The organism is Thioclava sp. UBA3469 (genome assembly GCF_002378135.1).
In the GTDB taxonomy this organism is placed as follows: domain Bacteria; phylum Pseudomonadota; class Alphaproteobacteria; order Rhodobacterales; family Rhodobacteraceae; genus Thioclava; species Thioclava sediminum.
In genome coordinates this window covers 3773-15504 of sequence record NZ_DFRG01000066.1, presented here as the reverse complement: position 1 = coordinate 15504, position 11732 = coordinate 3773, and the positions used below count along the sequence as shown (strand labels likewise).

The 11732-nt window shown below is 64.0% G+C and carries 9 protein-coding genes and 1 pseudogene; 2 read left to right on the top strand and 8 right to left on the bottom strand.

Going from position 1 to position 11732, the window contains the following annotated elements:
- The 5 genes and pseudogenes from B3D39_RS05855 to B3D39_RS05835 form a co-directional block, all read right to left on the bottom strand.
- Positions 1-762, bottom strand: a pseudogene (locus tag B3D39_RS05855) (F0F1 ATP synthase subunit beta); the annotation flags it as partial.
- Positions 763-783: 21 nt separating this feature from the next.
- The gene (locus tag B3D39_RS05850; RefSeq protein WP_078570272.1) at positions 784-1662 is read right to left on the bottom strand and encodes a F0F1 ATP synthase subunit gamma; all 879 of its coding nucleotides are present in this window, start codon (positions 1660-1662) and stop codon (positions 784-786) included.
- Positions 1663-1683: 21 nt separating this feature from the next.
- Positions 1684-3213 (bottom strand): F0F1 ATP synthase subunit alpha, encoded by a 1530-nt coding sequence (gene atpA / locus B3D39_RS05845; RefSeq protein ID WP_078539506.1) that lies wholly within the window; start codon positions 3211-3213, stop codon positions 1684-1686.
- Complete coding sequence (locus B3D39_RS05840) at positions 3214-3774, bottom strand: F0F1 ATP synthase subunit delta (RefSeq protein ID WP_078546650.1); 561 nt, start codon at positions 3772-3774, stop codon at positions 3214-3216.
- A 401-nt stretch (positions 3775-4175) separates the two neighbouring features.
- A complete protein-coding gene (locus B3D39_RS05835; protein WP_078519404.1) occupies positions 4176-4934 on the bottom strand; it encodes a class I SAM-dependent methyltransferase in 759 nt (252 codons plus the stop codon).
- Between the two features lie 62 nt (positions 4935-4996).
- Between B3D39_RS05835 and gloB the strand changes: the two genes are divergently transcribed.
- The gene (gloB, locus tag B3D39_RS05830; protein ID WP_274963431.1) at positions 4997-5767 is read left to right on the top strand and encodes a hydroxyacylglutathione hydrolase; all 771 of its coding nucleotides are present in this window, start codon (positions 4997-4999) and stop codon (positions 5765-5767) included.
- Positions 5768-5770: 3 nt separating this feature from the next.
- Here the strand turns inward: gloB and B3D39_RS05825 are convergent, their stop codons facing one another.
- From B3D39_RS05825 to B3D39_RS05815, 3 genes are all read right to left on the bottom strand, one after another.
- The gene (locus B3D39_RS05825) at positions 5771-6403 is read right to left on the bottom strand and encodes a LysE family translocator (RefSeq protein WP_274963430.1); all 633 of its coding nucleotides are present in this window, start codon (positions 6401-6403) and stop codon (positions 5771-5773) included.
- Between the two features lie 62 nt (positions 6404-6465).
- Positions 6466-8265: a tetratricopeptide repeat-containing sulfotransferase family protein gene (locus tag B3D39_RS05820; RefSeq protein ID WP_274963429.1), complete on the bottom strand. Its 1800-nt coding sequence runs from the start codon at positions 8263-8265 to the stop codon at positions 6466-6468.
- Between the two features lie 193 nt (positions 8266-8458).
- Positions 8459-10252: a sulfotransferase gene (locus tag B3D39_RS05815; RefSeq protein WP_274963428.1), complete on the bottom strand. Its 1794-nt coding sequence runs from the start codon at positions 10250-10252 to the stop codon at positions 8459-8461.
- Between the two features lie 156 nt (positions 10253-10408).
- Here B3D39_RS05815 and B3D39_RS05810 point away from each other — a divergent pair.
- The coding region (locus tag B3D39_RS05810) for an HPP family protein (RefSeq protein WP_286789501.1) at positions 10409-11732 on the top strand (1324 nt) is incomplete at its 3' end.

The following is an 11732-nucleotide window of genomic DNA, read 5'->3' as shown; positions in this document are numbered from 1 at the left end:
GAAGATGTTGTCCACGAAGAACAGAACGTCGGTGCCCGACTGGTCGCGGAACTGCTCTGCCAGGGTCAGGCCGGTCAAAGCGACACGCGCACGCGCACCCGGAGGCTCGTTCATCTGGCCGTAGACCAGAGCCACCTGCGAGCTCGACAGATCGTCGGGCTTGATGACGTTGGATTCGATCATCTCGTGGTAGAGGTCGTTCCCTTCACGGGTCCGCTCGCCCACACCGGCGAACACGGAGTAGCCCGAGTGCACCTTCGCGATGTTGTTGATCAGCTCCATGATCAGAACGGTCTTGCCGACGCCAGCGCCGCCGAACAGGCCGATCTTACCACCCTTGGAGTAGGGTGCGAGCAGGTCGATGACCTTGATGCCGGTCACGAGGATTTCCGAGGCGGTCGCCTGGCTCTCGAAGTTCGGCGCGGGCTGGTGGATGGCGCGGGTTTCTTCCGCTTCCACGGGGCCCTTCTCGTCCACAGGCTCGCCGATCACGTTCAGGATGCGGCCGAGGGTCGCGTTGCCGACCGGCACCGAGATCGGCTTGCCGGTGTCTTTCACGCCGGCGCCGCGCACGAGACCTTCGGTCGCGTCCATTGCGATGGTGCGCACCGAGTTTTCGCCGAGGTGCTGAGCCACTTCGAGAACGAGGCGCTTGCCGTTGTTCTCGGTTTCCAGCGCGTTGAGGATCGCAGGCAGCTCGCCGTCGAACTGCACGTCGACGACGGCGCCGATGACCTGGGTCACTTTACCATTGCTTGCCATGTCTGTCTTTCTCCGGTTCCGTCAGAGCGCCTCGGCGCCCGAAATGATTTCGATGAGTTCCTTGGTGATCGCGGCCTGGCGCGTGCGGTTGTATTCGATCGTCAGCTTGTCGATCATATCGCCCGCATTGCGCGTCGCAGAGTCCATCGCTGACATCCGCGCACCTTGTTCCGAGGCACCGTTTTCCAGCAGAGCCGTGAAGATCTGCGTGGCGACCCCGCGCGGCAGCAGATCCTCGAGGATTTGCGTCTCGCTGGGTTCGTAGTCGTAATTGACGCTCGGCGTTTCTTCGCCCTCTTCCGGTTCATAGGAAGCGGGGATGATCTGCTTCGCGGTCGGGCGCTGCGCGATCACGCTCTCGAAGATCGAGAAGAAGATCGTCGCGACGTCGAACTCGCCATTGTCGAAGCGACCGATCAGGTCGCGGGCGATCTTCTGCGCGTCGTCATAGCTCAGGCGCTTGACGTCGCTCAGATCGACGTGGCCGATGAAGTACTCGCCGTATTCACGGCGCAGCGCATCGCGGCCTTTCTTGCCGACGGTGAGAATCTTCACCTCTTTGCCCTCGGCCAGCAGCTTGTCAGCCGTCTGGCGCGCGAGCTTCGCAATATTGGCGTTGAAGCCACCGCACAGGCCGCGTTCGGCGGTCATGACCACCAGAAGCTGCACCTTGTCCGAGCCGGTCCCCGAGAGCAGGCGCGGCGCATTGTCCGATCCCTGCACCGAGCCCGCGAGCCCGGCCATCACGGCATGCATCCGTTCGGCATAGGGGCGCGCGGCCTCCGCCGCCTCTTGGGCGCGGCGGAGTTTCGCGGCGGCGACCATTTGCATCGCCTTGGTGATCTTCCGCGTGTTCTTGACGCTTCCGATCCGGTTTTTAAGGTCCTTAAGGCTGGGCATGTCCCTGTCCTTTCAGGCCAATCACGCGTAGGTCTTGGCGAATTCGTCGATAGCGGCTTTCAGCTTGTCGGCCGCGTCACCCTTGATCTTCGGATCCTCGTTCGTGAGCCAGTCGAGGATGTCCTTGCGCGAGTTGCGCAGGTAATCCAGCAGACCTTGTTCGAACTTGCCGACCTCGGAGACCGGGATGCTATCGAGGAAGCCGTTGGTGCCGGCGAAGATGACGGCCACGATTTCCGCATTGGTGAGCGGCGAATACTGCGGCTGCTTCATCAGCTCGGTCAGGCGCGCACCGCGGTTCAGCAGCTTCTGGGTTGCGGCGTCGAGATCCGAGCCGAACTGAGCGAAGGCCGCCATTTCGCGATACTGTGCCAGTTCCAGCTTAACCGGGCCTGCCACGGTCTTCATCGAGTTCGTCTGAGCCGACGAGCCAACGCGCGACACCGACAGACCGGTGTTCACGGCGGGACGGATACCTTGGTAGAACAGTTCCGTCTCGAGGAAGATCTGACCGTCGGTGATCGAGATCACGTTGGTCGGGATGAAGGCCGACACGTCGCCGCCCTGGGTTTCGATGACCGGCAGAGCGGTCAGCGAACCGGCGCCGAAGTCTTCGTTCAGCTTCGCCGAACGCTCCAGCAGGCGGGAGTGCAGGTAGAACACGTCGCCCGGATATGCTTCGCGGCCCGGCGGGCGACGCAGCAGCAGCGACATCTGGCGATAGGCGACAGCCTGCTTCGAGAGGTCATCATAGATGATCAGCGCGTGCATGCCGTTGTCGCGGAAGTATTCCGCCATCGCGGTCGCGGTGTAGGGCGCGAGGTACTGCATCGGCGCGGGGTCCGACGCGGTCGCGGCGATCACGGTGGTGTATTCGATCGCACCGGTCTCTTCGAGCTTCTTCACCAGCTGCGCCACGGTCGAGCGCTTCTGGCCGATCGCGACGTAGAAGCAGTGCAGCTTGTTGGACGGATCGGCGTCGTTATACGACTTCTGGTTCAGAATGGTGTCGAGCGCGATTGCGGTCTTACCGGTCTGACGGTCGCCAATGATCAGCTCGCGCTGGCCACGGCCGATCGGGATCATCGCGTCAACCGACTTGAGGCCGGTCGCCATCGGCTCGTGAACCGATTTACGCGGGATGATGCCCGGAGCTTTCACGTCGGCGACGCGACGCTCTTTCGCTTCGATGGCGCCTTTGCCGTCGAGCGCGTTGCCGAGACCGTCGACCACGCGGCCGAGCAGCGCTTCACCGACCGGCACGTCCACGATGGAGTTCGTGCGCTTGACGGTGTCGCCTTCTTTAATGTCCTGGTCCGAACCGAAGATCACGACACCGACGTTGTCGGTCTCGAGGTTCAGTGCCATCCCGCGGATACCACCGGGGAATTCAACCATCTCACCGGCCTGGACGTTGTCGAGCCCGTAGACGCGCGCGATACCGTCGCCAACCGACAGCACGCGACCGACTTCGGCCACTTGGGCGTCCTGCCCGAAATTCTTGATCTGCTCCTTGAGGATCGCAGAAATCTCAGCTGCTTGGATGCCCATTTATCCGACCTCTTTCATGGCGTTCTTGAGAGAAGCGAGCTTCGAACGGATCGACGTGTCGACCATGCGCGAGCCCAGCTTTACGATCATGCCACCGATGAGGCTTTCATCGACGGCGGTGTTCAGTTTGACGGTCTTGCCCGTCTGGTTCTTCAGCACTTCGGCGAGCTTCTTGGCCTGTGCGGCGCTGAGCTTGCTGGCCGAGGTGACATCTGCGGTCACTTCGCCCTTCTCGTCCGCGATCAGATCCGACAGCGCCTTGAGCAGCTGCGGCAGCACGAAGAGACGACGCTTGGCGCCCATCAGCTGCAGGCCGTTCTTCATCGGGTCCGACAGACCCATCTTGGCTGCCAGAGCGCCGATTGCAGCTGCCTGCTGGTCGCGCGTGTAGACCGGCGATGCAATCACCTCACGCAGCTCGTCAGAGCCAGCCAGCGCCTCCGACAGCGCGGAGACATCGGCTTCGAGCGCGGCGAGGGCATTTGCTTCGCGCGAGAGTTCAAAAATGGCCAGCGCATAGCGGCCGGCGATGCTTGCGGAAATCGAAGCTGGTTCGGACACGTCCACCCTTCCGATGCGTTTTGCCCCGACCCGGAACAGGCCATGGGGCGCTCCCCCGGCGCGCTTGAGACATGCCCTCCGCGCCGCTTATCGGGGAGGTCACTAGCAGAGCAATCCCCCCCTCGCAACCATCTTGAGCACGAGAATGTGAGCAGAAGGCCTCCAATCTGCCCTTCGTCGCGGGAAGGTGACAGGGAGGGGAGGATTTTGTGGGCGCTAACAGGAATTTGGACCGGTTGATCACGGAATGCCGCGCGGGGGTGATTCACCTCAATACGCGTTGGCGGTCCGATAATTATTCGCCGCCCGCGACGGAACGCAGGAGAGTTGCGCTAAGCGCGGTACGCGAACGTGATTGTTGCGTGGCGACGATCTGACGCGCATGCGGAATTACTTCGGCCTCAGGCCGGGTCCGTCGCCGGTTTTACCGCCCCTTCGAGAATCGACAGCGGTTTGCGGACCCGCGCGCCCAGGCCGGAATCATGGCGCGCATGGACCTGCTTGGAGACTTCGAGCATCACCACGCCCGCCGCCAGCACGCCCGCTGCCTTGGTGCCCAGCCGTTCCCACATCGCAGCAGAGCGCAACCAGAAGCGGCGATGGCTCGGCGGGATATAGAGCGCACCGGTATGGCGCTCGGGCACGAAGCCGGACCGGCGCGCGAGCTGATCGAGCTGCCCCAGCGTGTAGGGCTTGCCGAAGCCGAAGGGCGTGGTTTCGCGCGGCGCCCAGAGCCCGGCTCGGTTCGGCACGATGAACAGCGCCCTGCCCCCCGGCCCCAGCACCCGCCAGCATTCCTGCATCAAGGCTTCGGAATTGTCGGAGGTCTCGAGCCCATGCATCACGATCAACCGATCCACCCGGCCCGTCTCGAGCGGCCAGCGTGCCTCGTCGCACAGGACCGAGACATTGGGCATCCCCGCAGGCCAGGGCATCACGCCCTGCTCGGCCGGCATCAACCCGATCACCCGGCGCGCGGGCTCAAGGTAGGGACGCAACAGCGGCACCGCGAAGCCGTAGCCCGCCACCGTCTGCCCCGCCATCTGCGGCCCCGTCGCGGGCCACATGGAAACAACCCGATCTCGGATTGCCCGCTGCGCCGCACGGCCTAGCTGAGTTCGGTAGTAGAAATTCCGCAGGTCGAGTACGTCGAGATGCATTGCGCCTTTCGCTTCCTTCGGCTTAGCTATGTGCCAAGATAATCAAAGCGGTAGAAAACACCATGGCCGTTGAGCTTCTCATCATTCCCTGTCTCGCCGACAACTATGCTTATGTCGTGCACGAGGCGGCGACGGACACAACCACCGTGATCGACGTTCCCGAAGCGCCGCCCGTTCTGAAGGCGCTGAACGAACGGGGCTGGAAAGCAAACCTGATTCTGCTGACGCATCATCACGCCGATCACATCGATGGCGTTCAGGCATTGTCAGCGGCGACGGGGGCGAAAATCGTGGGGGCCAAGGCGGATGCGCATCGTCTGCCCAAGCTCGATCAGGAGGTCAGCCCCGGCGAAAAGCTCGCGATCGGGATGGAGCATGTCGAGGTTCTGCCCGCCGATGGGCATACGGTCGGCCATATCGCCTATTACTTCCCCGAGGGCGGTCTGCTGTTTTCCGGCGACAGCCTGATGAGCTGGGGCTGCGGACGTCTCTTCGAGGGCTCGGCGCAGCAGATGTACGATACGTTGTCGCGGTTTAGCGAGTTGCCCGACGAGACGTTGGTCTGTTCGGGGCATGAATATACTGAGGCAAATGGTCGCTTCGCGCTCTCGATCGAACCGGAGAACCCGGATCTCCTGGCCCGGATGGAGAATGTCCGCGCCATTCGCGCTCAGGCCCGCCCCACCGTTCCGGTCGAACTGGGTCTGGAGAAAGCGACCAACCCGTTCCTGCGCGGCGACGATCCGAAACTGCGCGCGGCGCTCGGCCTGCCCGAAAGCGCGACGCCGGTCGAGGTCTTCACCGAAGCGCGCGCCCGCAAGGACCGGTTCTAGGCCTCACCGCCGCGCGTCGCGCAACACGCTCAAAGCCAACGCGGCGAGCACCGTCCCCATCGCCCAGCGTTGCACCCGCATCCAGAGCGGGCGCGTCGCGAGGAAACGGGCCATTGCGCCTGCGCCCAGCACGATCGCGGCGTTGACGCTCACCGAAATAACGATCTGCACCGCGCCAAGCGCCAGTGACTGCGCCAGCACCGATCCCGCCGCGGGCTCGATGAATTGCGGCAGCAGCGACAGATACATCACCACGATCTTCGGATTGAGCAGGTTGGTGACAAACCCCATCACGAACAGCTTGCGCGGCCCGTCGATCGGCAACTCGCGGGTCTCGAAGGCCGAGCGCCCGCCCGGTCGCACCGCCTGCCATGCCAGCCAGAGCAGATAGAGCGCCCCGGCAATCCTCAGCGCGTCATAGGCATAGGGCACGGCGAGCACGATCGCAGTGATCCCGAAGGCCGCACAGAGCATGTAGAAGACGAAACCCAGCGCCACCCCGCCCAGCGAGATCAGCCCGGCGCGCCGCCCCTGACAGATCGTGCGCGAGACCAGATAGATCATGTTCGGACCGGGGCTCAGCACCATGGCGAGCGCCACGGCACCGAAGGCGAGGAGATGGGACAGGTCGGGCATCGCGGGGCTTTCCTAGAGGTCCGGGCAGATTAGCGCGCGCGCTGCCCGCCGCAAGCCAGCGCTTAGTCGAGCTTCGCGAAAGCGGCCTCGAGATGGGGCGCATATTTCTCCCATGCCTGCGAGCTGCCCCTGTAGATCGGCTTGCGCACCTGCGTGTTCGACGTGGTCGCAACCGTGCGGGCGTTGTCCTGAGGGCGCAGGCAGGCATCCTCCCAAGGCAGCCCGAGCGCTTCGATCAACGCACGGCTGCGCGCCTCGGGGTCTTCCGTCAGCGCCTCGTAGTCGCAATCGACGATCGTGCCGGGCTGCGTCGCCCAATGCGCCATCAGATCGCGATAGAGCCCGTGATAGGCTACGAGATCGTCCAGATCATGCGCGTAGCCATTCCCCGCGCTGGAAAAGAAGTTGCGATAGATCGACCAGAGCGTCGCGCGCGGATCACGATGGACATGGACGAACAGCGCGCGCGGAAACAGCGCCCGGATCGCGCCGATCCAGCGGAAATTGAGCGGCATCTTGTCGGTCACGAAGGGTTCGCCATCGGCCAGCCCGGCAAGCGTCTCGTAATAGGCGGCGCGAATGCGCCCCGCCTCTCGAGTCAGAGCCTCCGGGTCGCTCCAGTCGAGCGCGCTCATCTCGCGATCCAGCGTGGCGATCTCATCACCGGGCGCGACCTGACTGTGCTGGGTGACGATCTGCTCGACCAGCGTCGTACCCGAACGCGGCAGGCCCAGCAGGAAGATCGGCACCGGAGCAGCCCGGTCGGCCTCGGTCTCGGGGATCGGCGGATGAGGCGTGTCAAAACGCCTGCGCAGCTGCGAAAAGAGCTTGCGATCCTGTGCGATACCGTAGCCTAGCTCTGCTTTGCGGCTTGCATTGGCCGAACGCCAGAGCGCGAAGGCCCGGTCCGTGCTGCCCACATCATGCAGCGCCTTAGCGAGAGCAAATTCGAGCAACATCTGATCATGCGCCGATTGCCCCTGCGCCGCGACCTGCGCCTCAAGTTGCTCCAGCAGCGGGTCATCTGGCGCGAAACGATGCAGGCGCGAGAGGTTCCACCAGGCCTCGGCATACCTCGGGTCAGCGGCCAGCGCCGCCTCGAACCGCACCTGCGCCCCGACCATGTCGCCTTCGGCAAGCAGTATATTACCAAGATTGTTCAGCGCAAAAACATGGCTCGGATCGATCGACAGGCCCTTTTCCAAGCGGGCTCGCGCCTCGGCGAAATCGCCCTGTGACCGCATCAGATTGCCGAGATTGTTGAGTATATTCACATCGCTCGAGGTCGCTTCCACCGCGGCCTCGAAGCATTTGCGCGCTTCGGTATGCCGCCCGAGCGCGAGCAGAGCATTCCCCTCATTGTTCAGCGCGACCGGATCGCCCGGACGCAGCGCCAACACGCGCTCGAACTCGGCGATTGCCTGTTCGTGCTCGCCCAGTTCCATCAGCTCATTGCCCAGATTGCCGTGCGTGTCGGCGTGATCAGGACGCAAGGCGATCAGGCGGCGATAGGTCCCGGCCGCCCCGGCGTGGTCCCCCAGCGCCCCCTGCCCCGCCGCGCGGAATTCGAGCAACAGTATGGTGTCAGGATGGATCCGCAGCGCGCGGTTCGCCTGGTCGACCAGCTCGCGATTGCGCCCAGTCTGCATCAGCCCCATCAACTGCTGAACCAGCGCGCGCGGCGGCCCCGCAGCGGGTCTCGCCTTACTGGCCTGCTCCAGCGCCTCAAGCCCCGCTTTCGCGCGCTTGTTGCCGGGAAAGCGCCCGAGCACTTCGCGGTAAAGCGCCTCGGCCTGCGCAATTTCCCCGCGCTTCGCGTGACCACGCGCAGCAAGCAGCATCTTCTCGACGGACACGGCCATTGGCATTCACTCGCAAAATCGCCCACCCGAACATCGCGAGCGCCACGCCATCACGAGCACGGCAGAGGACCTACCGCAGCGCACTCGCAAGGGGCACCTAAGGAAAGAAAACGAGACCGCTCGGGAATCGGGGGAGGCTTACCTAAGGACACTCACAATTTAGTGAGCCTCCCGGAAGGCGCAACCCCACGGCTCAATCGAGCTTCGCGAACGCCGACTCCAGATAGGGCGCGTATTTCTCCCAAGCCTGCGAGCTGCCCTTGTAGATCGGCTTGACCACCTGATCGCGCGAGGCGGTGCGCGCGATGCGCTTGTTGTCCTGCGGACGCAGGCAAGCCTCGTCGAAGGGCAATTCGAGATAATCGATCAGCGCGCGGATTTCCGTCTCCGGGTTCTCCACGAGCTGTTCGTAGTTCAGATCGTAGATCGTCTCGCCGAAGAGCGTTTTCCAATGCGCGGAAAGGTCCTGATGCAGTGCCCGATAGTCCACGAGATCGTCGAGGCTATGGGCGTAGGCATTGCCGTCGGACGCGAAATTCAACCGGTAGATCGACCAGATCACGGCGCGCGGGTCGCGTTGCAGATGAACGATCTTGGCGTCAGGGAATAGCGCGCGAATTGGTCCGACCCAGCGGAAGTTTAGTGGCATCTTGTCGGTCACGAAGGGCGCGCCGTTGGCATGCGCGCGCAGCGCCTCACGATATTCTGCGCGGATTTCGTCCGCCTTTGCACGGAAGTCCTCAGAGTTCGTCCAGTCAAGTCTGGACATCGCACCGCCCAGTTCAGTCATTTCACCGCCCGGCGCGACCATCGGATGAGCGCTCACAATCTGTTCGGTCAGGGTCGTGCCGGAGCGCGGCAGGCCGACGATGAAGATCGGCGCGGGGCCATCTTGCGGCACCTCGGGGATAGCTGGGGGCGCGGTCGGGAAGGCCTGCTTGATTTGCGCGAACAGCGTCTCGTCCTGCTCGATCGTGTAGCCCAGCAGATTTTTGCGCCGCGCGTTGCCGCGCGCGTAGAAAGCAAAAGATTTTTCGGTATTGCCGATATCCTCGTAGGCTTTTCCGAGCGCAAATTCGAGCTTAACCCGTAGCCTATCGTGATGCTCCGGCGCCTCGAGCAGGGCTTCAAGACGCGCGACGATAGGGGCGCCTTCGGAAATACGCGTCGTCATGATCAGGGAAGCGATCGTCTCGACATCATCCGGATTGATCGCAAGCGAGCGCTTGTAATAGTCAACCGCGCCGGGCTTGTCGCCATGCTCATGTCGCACATCGCCCATCGTCTTCAGAGCCCGATAATTGTCGGGCAATTTCCTGAGCACTTCGGACAGATGGCGTTCCGCTTCCTGCGTCTTCTTGCTCAGGACCAAAACGTTGGCGAGGTTAAGCTCCGCCTCGACGAAATCGGGCGCGGCCTCGTGAGCGGCGCGATACATCTCGAGTGACTCTTGTTGCTCCCCAGCGCGGCGCTTGGCATTGCCGATATTGTTTAGCGCAACCGCGTCGCCGGGGCGCAATTCGAGCACACGCTCAAACTCGGCTACGGCCTCGTCGTCGCGGTTCAGCGCCATCAATTCGTTGCCGTAGCTGCCATGCGCGTCGGGCGCGTCGGGGAACATGCCCACCAGTTCGCGATAAAGCGCCGCCGCGCCCTCATGATCGCCCAGAGCCGAGAGCGCCGCTGCACGGACCTCCATCGCGACCGGTGCACGCGGGAATTGCTTGAGGACGCGAGCTGCAGCCTCGGCGGCCTCGCGATCACGGCCCGACTTCTTCAGCCCGAAGAGCTGATCGATCACCGGGCGCGGCGGGTTCATCGGGCGGGTCGCGCGCGACTGCGCGATCTCGGCCAGCCCGGCCTGCGCTCGCTTGTTGCCGGGAAACCTTGCCAGCACCTCGCGATAAAGCGCCTCGGCCTCGGCGTAGGCTCCGCTTTTCGCGTGCGTCTTCGCCGCGCGCAACGTCTTGTCTATCGGTCCGGCCATCGCGCTCTCCCCGTTTTCGTCCCGCCTGAGAATTCGCGTGCGACCATAGACGCGCCGCGCGTGAAGGCAAGACGTCAGACGCCCATCGTCACCCCCCGCGCTTGCATCCGCGCGTGCCAGGCGCGATACCTGACGCAAGTTAACCCCAGCGAACCGATGCCGATCTCACACCTGCCCAAGAATGTCCGCCGCCAGTTGCGCCGCTTTGGTCCCTCCATGGGGCGCAGGCCCGCGGTCGACATTCTGCGCGGCGCGGTGGGCGCGGGCGTGGCGATCCTCGCCGTGACCTTCCTTGTGGCCACCCTGCCCCATTCGCGACAGGCCGGGATCTACCTCGTCTCCAGCTTCGCCTCGATGGCGGTGCTGTTGTTCGTTTTGCCGAATTCGCCTCTGGCGCAGCCCTGGTCCGCGATGATGGGGATGATGATCTCCGCCGTGGTGCCGGTCGCGGTGCTGATGGTGACGCCGCCGCCCTATGCGGACGGGCTCGCGGTGGGCGGGTCGATTGCGGCGATGATGGCCGCGCGCGCGCTGCATCCGCCCGCGGCCGGGATTGCGCTGCTGGTAGTTTTGGAACACGAGGCGGGACGTCGGCTCGGCTTCGATTTCGCAATCTTCCCGATCGCGGTGATGACCGTGCTGATGATCGGGTTCGCGATGATCTGGAACCGGCTGTTCGGTATCTCCTATCCGACGCGCCCGCTCGCCTATCACCCGGCCCATGTTGGACGCGCCCGCGGCCCGGCCCGCTCGCTGAGCCAGCGCGACCTGTCGAACCTGCTGGTCGAGTTCAACCAATCGGCCAATATGGACCCGGCCGATCTGGCGCGGCTGATGGCGGTGGCCGAACACCGCGCCGCCGAGTCCCTTCTCGCCGATACGCATGTGCGCGATCTGATGACGCAGAACCCCGTCACCGTCAGCCCCGAAGCGCCGCTGTCTGAGATCGTGCGCAAGATGACCGCGCTCAACGTGCACACGCTGCCGGTGGTCGACAATTCCGGCTATTACCTCGGCGTGGTCGATCAGCACGACGCACTGGAGGAACTGTTCAAGGAATTCGACATCCTGCGCCGCCCGCTGCGGTTCCGCGCGGCGCCCCCTGAGGCCGAGGTCCGCGCGATCTTCCATACCGATATCGAGACCGTCGAGGGCGACACGCCGGTGGGCGAATTGCTCGAACGGCTGGCCCGGCGCGAGGCGCGCGTCGTGCCCGTGACCGAAAGCGGACGGCTCGTGGGTATTCTGACCCGAACCGACATCATGGCGCTGCTGCTGGAACATTCGCCCGCAGCCCATACCGAGGCGGAGCTCGACGAGGAAGTCTACGATGAGGATGATGACGGGGAGCCCGCCGAGGCGGCCTCGCCCAAGACGAAGCCCGCGGCGCGCGTCGAAGACACGCCTGAGCGCGGGGGCAACACCGACCCTGAAGAGGCCGAACTGGCGGCGGAACTGCACCAAAGCACCGCGCGCCGTT

What these genes read in the sequence shown, in the direction of transcription:
- B3D39_RS05850 (WP_078570272.1), bottom strand. Translation starts at nt 1,662, where the DNA reads ATGCCCAGCCTTAAGGACCTTAAAAACCGGATCGGAAGCGTCAAGAAC.
- atpA (WP_078539506.1), bottom strand. Translation starts at nt 3,213, where the DNA reads ATGGGCATCCAAGCAGCTGAGATTTCTGCGATCCTCAAGGAGCAGATC.
- B3D39_RS05835 (WP_078519404.1), bottom strand. Translation starts at nt 4,934, where the DNA reads ATGCATCTCGACGTACTCGACCTGCGGAATTTCTACTACCGAACTCAG.
- gloB (WP_274963431.1), top strand. Translation starts at nt 4,997, where the DNA reads ATGGCCGTTGAGCTTCTCATCATTCCCTGTCTCGCCGACAACTATGCT.
- B3D39_RS05825 (WP_274963430.1), bottom strand. Translation starts at nt 6,403, where the DNA reads ATGCCCGACCTGTCCCATCTCCTCGCCTTCGGTGCCGTGGCGCTCGCC.
- B3D39_RS05820 (WP_274963429.1), bottom strand. Translation starts at nt 8,265, where the DNA reads ATGGCCGTGTCCGTCGAGAAGATGCTGCTTGCTGCGCGTGGTCACGCG.
- B3D39_RS05815 (WP_274963428.1), bottom strand. Translation starts at nt 10,252, where the DNA reads ATGGCCGGACCGATAGACAAGACGTTGCGCGCGGCGAAGACGCACGCG.